Here is a 15351-nt window from a genome sequence, read left to right as displayed (position 1 = left end):
CACGCGCCGCGGCGACCGCGGCGTCGACGTCTGCCGCCGCCGCCAGCGGTGCCTTGCCGAAGTATTCGCCGGTGGCCGGACAGCGCACCTCGATCACCTCAGAGGTCGACGGCTCCGTCCACTTGCCGCCGATGAAAAGCTTGTCGTATTCGGTCTTGATGTCGGTCATCTTCCGCCGCTCCTCCTCATCGCTCCGCTCTGGCGGGCATGGGCGCCACCCTACCCAAGCCGACGCGAAACGAGAACACGTTTCACTATTGGGGTTGGAGGACCAGAACCAGATTGCTCACCAGGAACTCGCGCAGCATCGGCACACCCGTCAGCCACCATGCCCATCGTGGGTGGTAGCGGGGAAATGCGGCCACCATCGACCCGGTGTTCTCGGCCCAGCTCAGCCCCTCGGCCGCCGACACCGCAAACAACGACGACCCGTAGTCGTTTTTGGGTGGATGGCCGTGCTTGCGGGCATAGCGGGCGGCGGCGCGGGCGCCGCCGAAGTAATGGGTCAGGCCCATCTCGTGGCCGCCGAACGGCCCCAACCAGACGGTGTAGGACAGTACGACCAGCCCGCCCGGCTTCGTCACCCGCAGCATCTCGGCGCCGAGCTGCCAGGGCCGCGGAACATGCTCGGCGACGTTGGAGGACAAGCAGATGTCCACGGAGTCCTCGGTGAAGGGCAGCGCCATTCCCGAGGCGCGCACGAAGGTCCCCGTCCCCCCGGCGACGGTGGGCCCGGCCGCGTGCATCTCGCTGGGGTCGGGTTCGACCCCGACATAGCGGACGCCGGCATCGGCGAAGGCCGCCGCAAAGTAGCCCGGGCCGCCGCCGACGTCGAGCAGCGTGCGGCCGGAAAGCGGCTCGCCGTGGGCGGTCCGCCACAGATCGCTCACCATGGCCGCGGTATCGGCCGCCAGGGCGCCGTAAAAGCGGGCCGGATCCGGCTGCTCGTAGCGAAACTCCGACAGCAGCCGCAGCGAGCGGGCCAGCGTCGCCCGGCGCGCGAAGATGTCGGTGGCCGCCACCGGCCACACCCTACGGATGTGTGGCGCCGCCCGGTGCACATCATCGCCGGTTATTCTGACGCTCGATGTCTTCCTTGCGCTCCGTGCTGCTGCTGTGCTGGCGCGATACCGGGCACCCGCAGGGCGGCGGCAGTGAAGCCTATCTGCAGCGCATCGGCGCGCAGCTGGCCGCATCGGGAATCGCCGTCACGCTGCGCACCGCCCGCTATCCCGGAGTGCCGCGACGCGAGGTCGTCGACGGCGTGGGGATCAACCGGGTCGGCGGCCGCTACTCGGTGTACGTCTGGGCGTTGCTGGCGATGGCCTCGGCCCGGCTGGGGGTCGGGCCGCTGCGCGAAGTGCGGCCCGACGTGGTCGTCGACACCCAGAACGGCCTGCCCTTCCTGGCCCGGCTGATCTACGGCCGCCGAGTGGTGGTGTTGGTGCATCACTGCCACCGCGAGCAGTGGCCGGTGGCCGGGCCGGTGCTCGGCCGGCTCGGCTGGTTCGTCGAGTCGACGCTGTCGCCGCTGGTGAACCGGTATAACCAGTACGTCACGGTGTCGCTTCCGTCCGCGCGCGACCTGGTCACGCTGGGCGTCAACGGCTCGCAGATCGCGGTGGTGCGCAACGGCCTCGACCGGGCGCCGGCGCAATCGCTGACGGGCCCACGGTCGGCGGCGCCGCGGGTGGTGGTGCTGTCACGGCTGGTACCGCACAAGCAGATCGAAGACGCCCTGGAGGCGGTTGCGCGTCTGCTGCCGCGGATCCCGGGCTTGCACCTCGATATCGTCGGCGACGGCTGGTGGCGCGAGCGGCTCGTCGAGCACGTGCGGCGGCTCGGCATCAGTTCGGCGGTGACGTTCCACGGGCATGTCGACGACGTGACCAAACACCATGTCCTGCAAGGGGCCTGGGTGCACCTGCTGCCCTCACGCAAGGAGGGCTGGGGCCTGGCGGTCGTCGAGGCGGCCCAGCACCGGGTGCCGACCATCGGCTACCGGTCCTCGGGCGGCCTGTCGGACTCGATCGTCGACGAGGTGACCGGGATCCTGGTGGACAGCCACGCCGAGCTGGTGGATCGGCTTGAAGAACTGCTCGCCGATTCGGTGCTGCGCGATCAACTGGGCGCTAAGGCGCACACCCGCAGCGGTGAATTCTCCTGGACGCAGAGCGCCGACGCGATGTGCGGCGTGCTGGAAGCGGTGCAGGCCGGCCGCACGGTCAACGGGCTAGTCACCGGGCGGGACTGAGCGTGCGCGACGCCGCCACGCACCGATGAACGCGCCGGTGGCACCGCCGATCAGCATCGCCAGCCAAGCCAGATGCGCGACCACCGTCGCCGTCCGCCGCCCGGCCGACACTCCGGGGGTCTGCCCGCCGATCCGGTAGAGCGTTATCTCGTGGTCCCGATAGACCGGGGCCAGCGCGCCCAGGGTGCGGGCGGAGGCCCCCATGTCGCCGGCGCTGTCCGATTCCACCACCAGCCAGCCCACCCCGGCGGCGGCCAGCGCCGCCGGATCGGGCCCGGACAGCAGGAGCTCCTGCACCGCCCGGGCGTGCACTCCCTCCCCGGCAATGGGCGTCCCGGAGATCACCAGGTCACCGGTGCTCAACACGTCGGCGCGCACCCAGCGGGGCAGTGGGTCCAACACCGGTGCAGGGCCTGACCAGGAGAACAGCCGCATGGTGCCGGCGGGCAACACCGCGACCGCGCCCGGCTGGGCGTCGATCGCCGCGGCGACGGCGGTCCAGCCGCGCGGATAGCGCACCGGCACCACCTTGCCGAACACACCCCAGGCCAGGTCGGGCAGCGCCAGCAGCAGCGTCAGGCAACAGACCAGCGCCGGGGCGGCGGCCCCGGCAAGCCGTAGCCACCGGCGCAGCGTCACCACCGCGCCGGCACCCGCCAGGGCATAGCCGGGCACCGCCAGCGCGACCCACTTCTGGCCGTCACGGAACACCCCGAAACCGGGCACGGCGTCGACCACCGCGCTCAGCAGCTGCAGGCCCGGACCGGTCGCCAGCGCCGCCGGGACGAGCACGGACACCGCCGCCAACACCAGCAGTGGCACCGCCACCCTGCGCCGGATGACAGTCGGTAGACCCACCGCCACCACACCCAGCAGCACCACGGCCGAGAACACCGCGAAAAGCGTGGTGCGCGAACCGGGTACCGCGTCACCGTTCCAGATGCCGCCGAGGCTGGCCAGGCTGGCCAGGGTGCCCAGGCCCGGCTCGGCGCGGGGCGCGAACGCCTCGACGCCGAGCCGGTTCGCCGCCGTGTGGGCGGACAGCGACGCGCCCATTGCCGCCGCCGTCAGCCAGGGCAGCGCCGCCACCAGCGCGGCACCCAACGCCGCCGCGGCGCACCACCGGCGCGCCCGGCCGGTACCGGGAGCCACCACGCAGACCAGCGCCACCGTCGCGGCCAGCAGCAGCCCGGTCGGGGTCAGCCCGGCCAGCGCGATCCAGAAGGCCAGCCCGCAGAACACGAACCGGCTCGCCGCCGTCGTCCGCAGCGTCAGCATGGCCGCGGCCACCCAGGGCAGGCAGCCGTAACCGACCAAAAGGCTCCAATGACCCTGCAGAAGCCGTTCTGCGACATAGGGATTCCAAATCGCCAGGGTGGCACCGACGAACTGGCCGGCAGCGCCCGCGCACGGTAGCGCGACCGCGACCAGCCGGGCCGCGCCCCACCCCGCCAGCCACAGCCCGAGCGCCAGCAGGGTCTTCACCACGACGCCGCCGTCGACCAGATGGGAGGCCAGCGCCACCGCGAAATCCTGAGGGGTGGCGCGCGGCGCCGACGTCAGCCCCAGCGCGGTGTCGGATAGATACGAGCGCGGCGTCGACACCGCGTCGCGCAACAGCAGATACCCGGGCGCCAGGAGCGGCCCGACCACCAGCAGCGCCAAGACCAGTGCGTACGCGGGTCGGGTCCAGCGCACGGTTAACGCATCCGAGCCGGGCTATTCCCGGTCGTGCGGCCCGGGCGGATTGGGCTCGGCCCGTTTCGCCGCGGTGGGCTCGTCCGGGCCGGCCGACCCGGGTGCGCCCGGTGGATCGGAGCCGGGCGGGCCGGACTCCTGACGCGCCTCGGGACGCTGGGTGGGCAGCTTCTCGGTCTCGGCTTCGGCGCCGGGCACCGGCTCCTCGAGGCCGCTGCGGCCGAAGAAGTCCTGGTCGCCCCGGTCCAGGCCGGGGTCGGTCAGCGCGCTCTCGCTGCGCAGGCTGAACGAGGCGAGCAGCCCACCGCCGATCAGGGCGATCAAGCCGACCGCGGTGAACGTGATCGGCAGCACCCGCGACCACAGCGCCAGCCGGTCGCGCTCATCGCGGGCGGCGTTGACCTGGGATTCGACGGTGTCTTCGTTCGAGGTGACCTTGTAGTCGGCCAGGGTGAGCTCTGGCTTGAGCGGGTCGCGGGCGAAATAGTGATCGGCGTGCTCGGTCTGCTTGACGATGGTGCCCGACACCGGATCCACCCAGAACGTGCGCTGCGCCGCGTAGTAGCGGGTCATGGCGATCTGCTCGTTCGGATCGCCTCCTTGGACGCCCCACATCGACGCCGACGTGGTCTGCTTGGCGTCCTCGTTGCCGGCCAGCAGCGACGGGTACGCCACCGGGGCCACTAGCTTGCCGTCGGCGTTGTACCCGACGTTCTGGGTGAACTTGTACGTGGAAAGCCCGTTGACGTCTTCCTGGGCTTCGTAGTTGACGTCGAACGCCTTCTGCGCGATCGGGTCGAAGTAGGGATAGGTCTTCTTCTCGGTGTTGAACGGGAACCGATAGGACAGCCCGTCGTGCCGCAGCGGCATCGCGGTGGGCGGGTTCTCGTCGTTGACGGCGCGCGGCTTCTGAACCGAGCCGCCGGCATGGGTGTCGTCCGAGACGGCCAGCGCGGTCTTGCGATTGAGCGTGACGGTGTCGACGATCGCCAGCAGCAGCCCGCTGTCCTTCTGCTTGTCGGTGCGCCGCAACGAACTTCCGACCTGAAGCGTGACCACGTCGCCGTTGGCGGGCGACTCGACGCTGATCTGCTGCTGGGAGACGAGCGGCACGTTCTGGTTGACGACGACGTGGTCGGTCGACAACGACGCGGAGTCGAGTGCGGTCCCGGCGCCATCACCGACCAGCGTGGCGTCGACGTCCAGGGGAACCTTGGTGATCCTGCTGGTGGTGTACGTCGTCAATAGCAGCGCGGCGATCAGCAGGGCAGCTCCGAGTCCGATGATCCCGCATGCGGCGAACCGCAACATGACTGCTCGGTTCACGTCGCCGTGCCCTCCTCGATTCCTTGCTTCATCAGCCGCGACCCGACCCGAGCAGCAGCCCGGGGCAAACTCGTTCGACCCTAACAGCAGAAAGTAAGGCAGCGGCTTACGAACCTGTTGCTCGGTCCTCCAATCGCCGGGCAACGCAGCACAGGCAAACTGTGGTGGTGAGCGATGACCAGCGGGTGGGCGGGGTCCGCAGCTTCCTGCCGGCCGTGGAAGGCATGCGCGCCTGCGCGGCCATGGGCGTCGTCGTCACGCACGTCGCGTTCCAGACCGGGCACTCCAGCGGCGCCAGCGGCAGGCTGTTCGGCCGCTTCGACCTCGCCGTGGCGGTCTTCTTCGCGCTGTCGGGTTTTCTACTGTGGCGCGGACATGCCGCGGCGGCAAGGGATCTGGGACCCCGCCCGGGCACCGGCCACTACCTGCGGTCCAGGGTGGTCCGCATCATGCCCGCCTATGTGGTCGCCGTCGTCGTGATCCTGACCCTGTTGCCCGACGCCGACCACGCCAGCCTGACGGTGTGGTTGGCCAACCTGACGCTCACCCAGATTTACGTGCCGCTGACGCTGACCGGCGGCCTGACCCAAATGTGGAGCCTGTCTGTCGAGGTCAGCTTCTACCTGGCATTGCCGATTCTCGCCCTGCTGGCCCGCAGGCTGCCGGTCCGGGCCCGGGTGCCGGCGATCGCCGCGCTGGGGGCCCTGAGCTGGGCGTGGGGCTGGGTGCCCCTGTTCGGGGGCGGATCCGCCTCGGGCATCAACCCCCTGAACTGGCCGCCGGCGTTCTTCTCGTGGTTCGCCGCCGGCATGCTGCTGGCCGAGTGGGTTCACAGCGGGATCGGATTGCCAGTGCGCGTAGCGCAGAAAAAGGTGGGGCGGGTGGTGATGGCCGCCGTCGCGGTCATCTCCTACCTGATCGCGGCGTCGCCGCTGGCCGGTCCCGAAGGTTTGGTGCCCGGCACCCCGGCCCAGTTCGCGGTGAAGACCGCGATGGGCTCCCTGGTGGCCTTCGCGCTGGTCGCGCCGCTGGTGCTGGACCGGGTGGACACGCCGCATCGCCTGTTGGGGACCACCGCGATGGTGACCCTGGGGCGCTGGTCCTACGGGTTGTTCGTGTGGCACCTGGCGGCGCTGGCCATGGTGTTCCCGGTGCTCGGGACGTTCCCGTTCACCGGCCGCATGCCCACGGTGTTGGCATTGACGCTGATCTTCGGTTTTGCGATCGCCGCGGTCAGCTACGCGCTGGTCGAGTCGCCGTGTCGAGAAGCGTTGCGTCGCTGGGAGAAACGCGAGAAACCGGGCGAAACTCCCCAGGTCGACGCCGAGGCGGACGCGATCGCGCCCTAGCCGGTGCGGTCCATCCAATCGACCGGCCGCGTTCTCGGCGGATCCTTGAAGCCCTGCGCCCCCCAAGGGTCAGCCGGCTTCCGTGGCCGCCAAGCGCTCCATTGAATACGTTCGCCGACAGCGAGGCGACCTGGGAGACAACCAGCATTGACCAGCGCCTGGCGGCACTGACTTCCGATCTCACTTGAGCCGTCAACGCAGCCCACTTTCGCTGTCCCGTTGTTGCTTTGGCGAGCCAACAACAGGCGCATACCGTAGATAAGGGCGCTGGCGCCAAACATGAGAGCCGTGAGCATGAGCCAACGCCCGAGGAAATGTTCTTGGGTCAGCCCAGTGCCTTCAAAGTATTTCTCTGCACCCTGCATGATGATGTCCGGTGAAAGACTGAGCAGAATCAGCCCAGAGCCCAGTGCGGGCACCCGCAGGTGGTTGCGCGTCGACACACGAGCTGGGGGCCGTCGGTTGTTCGGCGCACCCAGAACCCGGTCGGCGAGCGAGTAGATCGGGAAGAGCACCAGGTCATGGAAGACTATCGCCGCGGCGAACCACAGCGTCATTGATTTCCACCAACCGTCCTGCGGTTTCCACAGGGTGGCGGGCCCGGCAGTGACGACCAGATAGCCGATCAATGCGAACCCGGCCGCCATGGTCAACAGGTGTCCCGGATGTGATCCATAGATACCGCGGAAGCGCGCCGATAGGATGGCCATCTTAAGTCGCCCGAAAGTCAATGGAACTCACCCATTTGGTGGTGTGAACTCCCGGTGGTGCCGCGATGATGATCCGCGCGGGGCAACGGTGGTCAAGTGAGATGTCCGCGCCGTTGAGCTGTAGCGCAATCATCGCGTCGGGGTGGCCGATCTGGTTGGCTTGCAAGGCAACGCGGTTGAAACAACCTTTCCTGTCTGGCGATGACACCAGCGCAGAGCGCGGTGCCGACACTCCGGCCAGTACGGCCAGCTCCCCCAGCCGAACCCCGCGCCAGCTCTGCACGGTGGACCAGCCCTGCACGTCAACGGTGGACAGCATCAGCGGAAGGTGACGCGTCAAGCCGGAGATCGTCTGTCCTGCGGCGATCAAGGCCGTCAGCACCGTACCGCCGGCGACCAACCCGAGCGTCTCCGTCGGTCGAAGCCACCCATGGGCACCACCTATCGTGCAGCTGCGCCGATGTGACGCTTCGGCATGGTTTACACCGCACCGGCTGGGGAGTTCAGACCTTGTTTCTCCCACCGGTGGTCCGCTCGTGTCAGGGCGCAACACAGGTAGATCCCGATTCACCACCAGGAAACAGTGTGTCCAGGGCGAAGCCAACCACGAAGGTTAGAACGCGATTGACGGCTGATGCGGAATCGATGCGATCGATCGCCGCGAAACACGTTGTGGTGCAGCTGGATTCGAGTCAGTGGTGTCGAGGTGTCGGCCTCTAAGCTCCTTAGGGATGTCGGTGTTACGTTGCGACGCGCCTAAATCGGAAAGCATCTACGGTGCGGTTACGACGGCACACAATTTGCGCCGTTCACGGCCCGAATGCGCCCTCCCACCGATGCTTTGCAGAAAGCTATGCCGGCGGCATCAAAACGGTGTCGACCATGTAGACCGTAGCGTTCGCGGTAGGCACGCCACCGCACACCACACCGGCGTTGTTGACGTTGAGAGCGTTGCCCTGGCCGGTGACGGTCAGGTCGGCGCCCTGCAGCGTTTTGTGGCTGCCGATGACTCTGGCCGGGCTCAGCTGACCTTGGACGACGTGATAGGTCAGGATGCTGGTCAGCATGGAGGAGTTGGTCTTGAGCTGGTCAATCGTCGAGGGCGGCAATTTGTTGAATGCGTCATCGGTTGGTGCGAAAACGGTGTACTGGCCGTTGTTCAGGGTGTCGACCAAGTTCACCTGTGGGTTGAGCTGGCCGGATACCGCAGCGGTCAACATGGTGAGCATCGGGTTGTGGGACGCGGCGACCGCGACGGGGTCTTGTGACATCCCCTGCACGGATGCCGGCCCCGACGGGTGTGCGGTGGCGTAGTCCGAGCATCCGGGGCCGACCAAGTCAGCTGCTGTTGCCATGGGCGCGGTGGCCAGTGCAACACCAACGATGGTGGCTGCACTTAGACCCGCGGCCGTTAGTGGCATTTTGGTCAATTTCATTGTGTTCGCTCCTTGGTTATCTGCGAGAGCCCTGTGCCGCCGTGTTGGCAGCTGGCATAGGTGATTCGGAACCGCGGCGGGTCCGGATTGCTCGAGCGATTCGATCAGCGTCCATTAGGCGTAGGTGAAGGAAAACGCCTGGAGGCCTTTGGTGAGGTGTACCTCGAGTGTTGCGGTTTCGGTGTGGTCGTCTGCGACCAGCAGATGTGATGTCGGCGCCCCGGAGATGGGCACGGTGGTGGATTGTGCGCCACGTGTCACAGTGATGGTGCCGGTTCCGCCGGCGACGAGATAAACCTTGTTGGCGTGGTAATTGAGTCTGATGCTGGACTCGTCGCTGTTGGCCGTTGCGCCCTGGTAGTCCAGTGACCATGGGCCGCTGAGGGCGAAGCTATCGGCGGGAAGAGTCGAGGGATAATCGAAAACCAGTGCGCCCTCGTCGTATTGGCCGGTACCGCGGTAATTGATGACTTTGCCTACCCCGAAGTACGTCTCGGGAGTGGTGTGTTGCGCCGGGGCGGTGTCATCGGCGGTGTCTGTCGGTGGCGGAAGTCGCGTTCCGGGGGCGGAGTCGGCGATTAGCTGCCGGATAAGCTTCTCGGTACCGCTGTAATCGCCTTCGCCGAATTTGATATGACGCACCGAACCGGTGGCGTCAATCAGATACTCTGCCGGCCAGTAGCGGTTGCGGTAATTGGTCCAGGTCGAATAGCCGTTGTCGAGCGCGATGGGGTAGGTGATGCCGAGGTCTGCGGCACCCTTGGCGACGTTGGCGGGCACCTTCTCGAACGCGTACTCGGGGGTATGCACTCCGATGACTTCGAAATTGTCGTGGTAGGTGTTGTACCAGCCCACGACGTGGGGGATGGCGCGCTGGCAGTTGATGCACGAATAAGCCCAGAAGTCGATCAATACAACCTTGCCGCGCAGTGCCTTTAAGTCGATCGGTCGATCACCCGGTGTGTTGAGCCAGGCGGCGATACCTTTGAGATTGGGGGCTGGGCCGCAGTTTTCGAGTTGGGTGCCTCCATTGCTGCAGTGTGACAGCTGGGCATTTTCGTCGTTGACGATCCCGCCCAAGTCCAGCTTTTCCTGTATCCGATGATCGCTCGCGATCTTGGCTTGCAACGAACTAGTGTAGTCGGGAATGGTCTGTTGCAGCAGTGCGGGCAGGTCGAAGACGAGCGCCACCGCGAGCAAGATGGTCACGATTCCCGCGGCGATGCGGAGCTGGCGTTGGCGAGCCCGAAAGGCGTTAACCCGTTGTGCGACTTGCCGACCTGCCAGCGCGAACACCAACAAGGGCAGTCCGGCGCCGAAGGCAAAGGCACATGTCAGCACGAGCGTGCCCGTGCCGATCCTGGCCGTCGCGCCGGCGACCATGATCGCAGCCAATACCGGGCCGGCGCAGGGTACGTAGAGTACGCCCAGCGCCACGCCGAGACCGAACCCGTTGCCGTAGTTGTGTGTTTGTTTTTGCGGGAGGCGCGCAAAGGGCTTCTCGAGAAACTGTTCAAACCGGGGAAAGATCAGGCCGAGCCCGATCGCGACCAAGGCGACCAGCGCTGCCCACCGGACGGCGTCTTGTGGCAACCGCAGCAGGGACAGCACGGTCGATCCGACGAGGGTGACAGCGCTGAAGCTGAGGACAAGGCCGCCGATTACCCAGTAGGGACGGAACCGTTGCCTCGTTGAGCTTTTCGTCTTGGTTGCCGACTCGGACTCACCACCTCCTTGCTGTCCTTGGCTGGGGGAGCGCTGGTCGGTGCCGGAGAAGAAAATCACCGGTAATACCGGCAAGATGCACGGGGAAACGCCGGTGATCAAGCCTCCGAGGAAGCCGATCAGCGCAAGAGTCACCATGACTGGTATTCGTCGCCGGACCAGTCGTGGATCGCGCGGCGCATTGAGTTAGTGGCAGACGCAAAGGCAGCCGGGCTTTCAGGCCCGGCTGCCTTTTATTTGGTGCGCTGGAGGAGTTATTGGCTGGGAGGCATGAGCACCGTGTCAATCATGTAGACCGTTGCGTTCGCGGTGTGCACCCCGCCGCACACCAGGCCCGCGCCGTTGACCTTGAGCTCGTTGCCCTGGCCGGTCACAGCCAGGCTGGCCCCCTGCAGCGTCGGATGGGTGCCGTCGACCTTGTTCGGGCTCGTCTGACCCTGGACCACGTGATAGGTCAGAATGCTCTTGAGCATCGCCGCATCGGTCTTGAGCTTGTCGATGGTCCCGGTGGGAAGTTTGTCGAAAGCCGCGTTGGTCGGCGCGAAAACCGTGTATTGGCCGTTGTTGAGGGTGTCGACGAGATTGACCTGCGGGTTCAGCTTGCCCGACAACGCTGAGGTCAAAGTCGTGAGCATTGGATTGTTCGAGGCGGCCGTAGCGACAGGGTCTTGCGCCATGCCCGCGACCGATCCCGCGCCTGTCGGGTTTTGTTTCGCGTAGTCCCCGCAGCCCGCCCCTACCAGATCGGCCGCCGGATCGGGGGTTGCTGATGTTGTTCCCGATGCGGCCATGCTGCCGGCCGGGCTACTGGCAGTGGTCGGCCCAGACGCCGACTTGTTAGATGAACATGCTGATAAACCGGCTACCAGTGCTGCCGCCGCCATGGCTGCGGCAGCGACTGACCTTGCCCGATCGTTCCTCATTGCGTTCGGCTCCTTCGTGGCGGGCGGCCTTGTGCCGCCATCGGTGGTCGGACAGCAGTCATTCGGAAACATCGCGGGCCTGGATGGGTCCGACCCAGGTGCGGCCAGCATCCGTGGGGTGTCCGGCGACGAATACCGGGTATGCGATCCGCCGCAATCATTCCGGTGACGGTGGACAACGTTGCGACACCCGTATGCGAAGCGACCGGCGGCGCGGCGGTGATTTCGGCGCAGGGGAGGGCGCCACGGCCCCCGCGTGCGCAGCGGCGACCATCGAAGCCGATACGCTATCGCGCCATGGGCAGTTCGGCGCGCACGGGCAGCGAGCTTGACGCGTTGCTGCGCCGCGTCGCCGAACATGACGTCGACGCTTTCACGCAGCTTTACGACCGGACCCGCGCACGGGTGTACGGGTTGGTCTTCAAGGTCCTTCGTGATGCCAACTACAGTGAGGAAACGACCCAAGAGCTCTATCTGCAGCTCTGGCGCAACGCGCGCGCCTATGACCCGGCGGCGGGAAGCGCGCTGGCCTGGATGCTCATGCTGGCGCACCGGCGGGCCATCGATCGGGTCCGATCGGAGCAGGCCGCCACGGAGCGCGAATCGCGCTACGGTGTCAGCCATGTTGAGCGCCCACGCGATGTCGTCGCGGACGCGGCCATCGCCGATGACGAGCGCGACCGCGTCATCGGATGCATACAGGCGCTGACTGCGACACAACGCGAGTGCATCGAATTGGCCTATTATCGAGGTCTGACCTATGTTCAGGTCGCTGAGCGCCTCGCGCAGAACACCTCGACCATCAAGTCCCGGATGCGTGACGCCTTGCGCGCGCTACGTCGTTGTTTGGAAATCTCATGACCGATCCGTCGGATTCGCTGCTGCTCGAACTGGCCACCGCCTACGCGCTGGACGCTGTCTCGGTGAGTGAACGCGCTGACATTGAACGGCGTGTGGCCGCCGCGTCTTCGTCCGTCACCGAGGCGTTTTACACCGAGGTGCATGCGGTATGGAAGGCGATGGCGGCGCTTTCTGACACGACTCAGCTGGAACCCTCATCGACGCTGCGAACCAAGATACTTCGCGAAGTAGTCACGCCCACCAGATCTCGTGAAAAGCCTTGGCGTGCCGCGGTTCTGGCGGCGGCAGCAGCTATCATCGCCGCGGTGGTGGCGACAGGCATCACCATGGCGTTGCGCCCAGCGCCACCGTCATCGACGACCGAACACGTGTTGGCAGCGCCGGACCTGCACACCGCTACAGCCCAACTTTCCGGCGGCACCGTGACCATGCTGTCATCGCAACACAGCAACGCGGCCGTGATCGTGATGACCGACGTCCCCCCGCCGCATTCGGGCACGGTTTACGAAATGTGGCTCATAGACCCCAACGGGCCCCGGCCCGCAGGGACCATGGACGCCGAAACCGTCAAGCCATCCACCACCGCGGTAATCCGAGACCTCGGACACAGCACCACTTTGGCGCTCACCAACGAACCCGGTCGAGGATCGAGCCAACCAACTACCTCGCCATTGCTTACGCTTCCGTTGAGCTAAGCAACGGGCCTTTCAGCGTCGTTTGGCGCCTGCGCGTGCTTGACGACGCCCGGCTCACTGATACCCCGAGCCACCCCAGGTTGCGCTAGCTTGTCGGGCCCTGGCGCGGCGCGCGATCTCCTCGGTGTCCGAAATCTGTTGGTAGTCGCTCAAGAATTCGTTGGCCGTTATTACGATGCCGGTCCGCGGTGCGCGACAGTCGGCATTGCGACACGTCAACGCCACCATGAAGGCGTCATCGGCCTCGTCGAGGAACAGAAACCCGAGGTATAGGGCGTGACCGACAGTGAAATCGTTGGCGCCACATCCGATACAGTGCCCGCCTCTGACGGCTACCAGCTCTAAAACCCGTTCCCGCTCAACGCTTCTCAAGTTGATCAGCTCGGGGCGCACCGGCGCGTCATGGTTGGCCATCTCAGATCTCCACGTCCTTGTCGTAGTGGACGTTGTCTTCGCGCCACCCTCGATCTGGCTTATCCATTTCGCCATCTTGAAACCGACCTGGGTCTCCACCCGCAACCGCAACGGCGCCCCCGGCTTGCTGTCGTCGTGCCAGTACGTTTCGGGTGGGTGGACAGGATTTCGACGCCGCTGCGCATTACCAGGGTCAGGAAAAGAACGTTGAGCCAGTGGTCGATGCGCAGCCACGCCGGATAGTCGAGCACGGTCATGTCGTCACCGTTCAGTCGTGCCAGTTCTGCCGTTGCGGATACGCCACATTGATGCCGGACAGGACGGTGGTGTGCACGGCGATGACGCCTGTTTCAGCGGGGGCATCATGATGAAGGTCCATGGCGGAGTCTCTGATCGGCGTGCCACCTCCCGAGCCGCCACGTGAGCTTGCCGCGTCACTGGCGCAGTTGAGGATTGGTGGTGGCCATGCGGCATGAGCCATTCGCGAACGTCGCCGTTCTTCAACGCCGTGAGGTCGGCGCCCGGGGTAGTGCGGCGCCGGTTTACTGACCAAGTGCGGGGGTATTTAACTGCCGCGGCTCACACCGAGCGCGGGCGTGCGGGGAGCGCGTTGGCCGGTGCGCGATAGCGCGCTGACGAGACCTAGGAGCAACGATATGAGCGGACCGGGAACCGTCATCGAGAAGCTTCGCGACGTCCTCGACAAAGAACAGGGCCTTGTCGATCGTCTTGAGCGGTCGTTGCGGGAGGCCCGCCGGCGGGCCGGGGCGGAACTGAACCAATCCCTTTACGCGGCGCTGCAGTGGCCGCGCGATCTCGGCGAATACGAGGACTACCTTAAGCGCTTCGTGCGATGGGTGCCGCACGAGTCGGATGCTGTTGCCTGGAAGAACGACAAACGGCAGGCTCAAGAGGTCAGTGATCGGATGTCGCACTTCTTCTTTCTGGTGGACGAGGGCGAGGAGCCGCCGCAGGACTCCGGCGTTTTTCGGGACTGGCTGACCGACTTCGCCCGGCAATGGGGGGATTTCCTGGACTCACCGGAGTCCTTCAGCCCGCAAATCCTGCAGTCGTTCATCGACAATGCACCGGAGTACCGCATGCACGAGTCGCTGGTCGACGGGGCGCCGAATGCGCCCAGCGGATGGTTGACGGCCAATCAGTTCATCGCACGGGAAATCAATGGTGGGCTGCGCCCGATCGCTGAGCCGAACACCAACCTGGTAGTTACCTCACCGGCCGACTGCCAATACCAACATGCCTACGACATCGATACCGACTCGAGCATCCCGGCTACCACCATCAAGAACGAAAAATTCGGCAATATCAAGCAACTCATCGAAGGCAGCCAGTACAGCGAGAGCTTTTTGCGCGGGACCTTCGTTCACTACATGCTGCCGGTGCATGCCTATCACCGCTTTCACCTGCCGGTCGCGGGACTAGTCCAAGAGTCCTTTCGGATCCAGGGGAAGGTCTTCATGCGGGTGGGCCTAGAAGATCACGAGTTCGCCGCCAGCGACAGCGCCACCACCGGGTACGAATTTTCCCAGACCCGAGGCGTTGTCACCATCGACACCTCCCAATCGGACTGCGGCGACATCGGGATTGTGGCGGTTATCCCGGTCGGCATGGCCCATGTCTCGTCAGTGGTGCTGACCGCGGTCCCCGGCCGGCACATGGCCAAGGGCGAAGAATTCGGTTATTTCCAGTTCGGCGGGTCAGACATCATCATGCTTTTCCAGGACGGAGTCGATCCCCACCTAGACACAAGCGAGGAATTTCGGCTCGTTGGTACGCCGGCGGCGCGCTGTCGGCTTTCGGCCACCTGATGCGACTTTGACCCAACCGAACCTGCCGGCACCACGGCGGTGGCTGGAGCGACGATAGATCACGAGGACCTTCAGTCTGGGGCATTGACTTTACGCCGGCGGGCTCGCACAGCTTCGATGTATGGGTGTCG

14 protein-coding genes and 2 pseudogenes are annotated in these 15351 nt (G+C 65.8%); 5 read left to right on the top strand and 11 right to left on the bottom strand.

Annotated elements, in window-relative coordinates:
• Both VFW69_RS05815 and VFW69_RS05810 read right to left on the bottom strand, forming a co-directional pair.
• Positions 1–169, bottom strand: a 169-nt coding sequence (locus tag VFW69_RS05815) for an aldehyde dehydrogenase family protein (protein WP_526499085.1), incomplete at its 3' end; no start/stop codon positions are given.
• Between the two features lie 85 nt (positions 170–254).
• Entirely contained in the window at positions 255–1022 is a 768-nt protein-coding gene (locus tag VFW69_RS05810) for a class I SAM-dependent methyltransferase (protein ID WP_526499060.1), read from the bottom strand.
• 65 nt (positions 1023–1087) lie between these two features.
• On the opposite strand from VFW69_RS05810, the gene VFW69_RS05805 reads away from it, so the two are divergent.
• On the top strand, positions 1088–2254 hold the full coding sequence (locus VFW69_RS05805; protein ID WP_526499058.1) for a glycosyltransferase family 4 protein: 1167 nt from the start codon (positions 1088–1090) through the stop codon (positions 2252–2254).
• On the opposite strand, the gene VFW69_RS05800 is transcribed toward VFW69_RS05805, so the two are convergent.
• Both VFW69_RS05800 and pgfA read right to left on the bottom strand, forming a co-directional pair.
• Positions 2234–3952 (bottom strand): MmpA family trehalose lipid delivery protein, encoded by a 1719-nt coding sequence (locus VFW69_RS05800; RefSeq protein WP_526499056.1) that lies wholly within the window; start codon positions 3950–3952, stop codon positions 2234–2236. The genes VFW69_RS05805 and VFW69_RS05800 overlap by 21 nt on opposite strands.
• 21 nt (positions 3953–3973) lie before the next feature.
• Positions 3974–5278, bottom strand: coding sequence for a cell envelope lipid trafficking protein PgfA (gene pgfA / locus VFW69_RS05795; protein WP_526499054.1), 1305 nt, complete (start codon positions 5276–5278; stop codon positions 3974–3976).
• A gap of 161 nt (positions 5279–5439) precedes the next feature.
• Between pgfA and VFW69_RS05790 the strand changes: the two genes are divergently transcribed.
• On the top strand, positions 5440–6627 hold the full coding sequence (locus VFW69_RS05790) for an acyltransferase family protein (protein WP_526499052.1): 1188 nt from the start codon (positions 5440–5442) through the stop codon (positions 6625–6627).
• Positions 6628–6818: 191 nt separating this feature from the next.
• Here the strand turns inward: VFW69_RS05790 and VFW69_RS05785 are convergent.
• The 5 genes and pseudogenes from VFW69_RS05785 to VFW69_RS05765 all read right to left on the bottom strand — a co-directional run.
• Positions 6819–7337, bottom strand: a pseudogene (locus VFW69_RS05785) (hypothetical protein); the annotation flags it as partial.
• A 1-nt stretch (position 7338) separates the two neighbouring features.
• Positions 7339–7656 carry a molybdopterin-dependent oxidoreductase gene (locus VFW69_RS05780; RefSeq protein WP_526499050.1) on the bottom strand — a complete coding sequence of 106 codons (318 nt, stop codon included), beginning with the start codon at positions 7654–7656 and terminating at the stop codon, positions 7339–7341.
• Positions 7657–8188: 532 nt separating this feature from the next.
• Entirely contained in the window at positions 8189–8758 is a 570-nt protein-coding gene (locus VFW69_RS05775; protein ID WP_526499083.1) for a fasciclin domain-containing protein, read from the bottom strand.
• Between the two features lie 129 nt (positions 8759–8887).
• Positions 8888–10636, bottom strand: coding sequence for a cytochrome c biogenesis protein/redoxin (locus VFW69_RS05770; protein ID WP_526499048.1), 1749 nt, complete (start codon positions 10634–10636; stop codon positions 8888–8890).
• Between the two features lie 116 nt (positions 10637–10752).
• Entirely contained in the window at positions 10753–11289 is a 537-nt protein-coding gene (locus VFW69_RS05765) for a fasciclin domain-containing protein (RefSeq protein ID WP_526499081.1), read from the bottom strand.
• Positions 11290–11718: 429 nt separating this feature from the next.
• On the opposite strand from VFW69_RS05765, the gene VFW69_RS05760 reads away from it, so the two are divergent.
• Together VFW69_RS05760 and VFW69_RS05755 are read left to right on the top strand one after the other, a co-directional pair.
• Positions 11719–12282, top strand: coding sequence for an RNA polymerase sigma factor (locus VFW69_RS05760; protein ID WP_526499046.1), 564 nt, complete (start codon positions 11719–11721; stop codon positions 12280–12282).
• Positions 12279–12977 (top strand): anti-sigma factor, encoded by a 699-nt coding sequence (locus VFW69_RS05755; protein ID WP_526499044.1) that lies wholly within the window; start codon positions 12279–12281, stop codon positions 12975–12977. Before VFW69_RS05760 ends, VFW69_RS05755 begins: the two co-directional genes overlap by 4 nt.
• Positions 12978–13031: 54 nt before the next feature.
• On the opposite strand, the gene VFW69_RS05750 is transcribed toward VFW69_RS05755, so the two are convergent.
• Positions 13032–13391 carry a hypothetical protein gene (locus VFW69_RS05750; protein WP_526499079.1) on the bottom strand — a complete coding sequence of 120 codons (360 nt, stop codon included), beginning with the start codon at positions 13389–13391 and terminating at the stop codon, positions 13032–13034.
• A gap of 268 nt (positions 13392–13659) precedes the next feature.
• Positions 13660–13731: pseudogene (locus tag VFW69_RS05745) on the bottom strand (oxidoreductase); the annotation flags it as partial.
• 316 nt (positions 13732–14047) lie between these two features.
• Between VFW69_RS05745 and VFW69_RS05740 the strand changes: the two are divergent.
• On the top strand, positions 14048–15220 hold the full coding sequence (locus tag VFW69_RS05740; RefSeq protein ID WP_526499042.1) for a phosphatidylserine decarboxylase: 1173 nt from the start codon (positions 14048–14050) through the stop codon (positions 15218–15220).
• The last annotated feature ends 131 nt before the right edge of the window (positions 15221–15351 follow it).

The sequence above is a fragment of the Mycobacterium sp. genome (assembly GCF_036273375.1).
Taxonomy (GTDB): domain Bacteria; phylum Actinomycetota; class Actinomycetes; order Mycobacteriales; family Mycobacteriaceae; genus Mycobacterium.
The sequence above is the reverse complement of the archived record's forward strand: the minus strand, read 5'-3'. Positions and strand labels throughout refer to the sequence as shown.

Bases quoted from the DNA above. Each gene is read 5' to 3' on its own strand.
- VFW69_RS05805 (WP_526499058.1), top strand. From the start codon at position 1,088: ATGTCTTCCTTGCGCTCCGTGCTGCTGCTGTGCTGGCGCGATACCGGG.
- VFW69_RS05780 (WP_526499050.1), bottom strand. From the start codon at position 7,656: ATGCTGTCCACCGTTGACGTGCAGGGCTGGTCCACCGTGCAGAGCTGG.
- VFW69_RS05775 (WP_526499083.1), bottom strand. From the start codon at position 8,758: ATGCCACTAACGGCCGCGGGTCTAAGTGCAGCCACCATCGTTGGTGTT.
- VFW69_RS05770 (WP_526499048.1), bottom strand. From the start codon at position 10,636: ATGGTGACTCTTGCGCTGATCGGCTTCCTCGGAGGCTTGATCACCGGC.
- VFW69_RS05765 (WP_526499081.1), bottom strand. From the start codon at position 11,289: ATGGCCGCATCGGGAACAACATCAGCAACCCCCGATCCGGCGGCCGAT.
- VFW69_RS05760 (WP_526499046.1), top strand. From the start codon at position 11,719: ATGGGCAGTTCGGCGCGCACGGGCAGCGAGCTTGACGCGTTGCTGCGC.
- VFW69_RS05755 (WP_526499044.1), top strand. From the start codon at position 12,279: ATGACCGATCCGTCGGATTCGCTGCTGCTCGAACTGGCCACCGCCTAC.
- VFW69_RS05750 (WP_526499079.1), bottom strand. From the start codon at position 13,391: ATGGCCAACCATGACGCGCCGGTGCGCCCCGAGCTGATCAACTTGAGA.
- VFW69_RS05740 (WP_526499042.1), top strand. From the start codon at position 14,048: ATGAGCGGACCGGGAACCGTCATCGAGAAGCTTCGCGACGTCCTCGAC.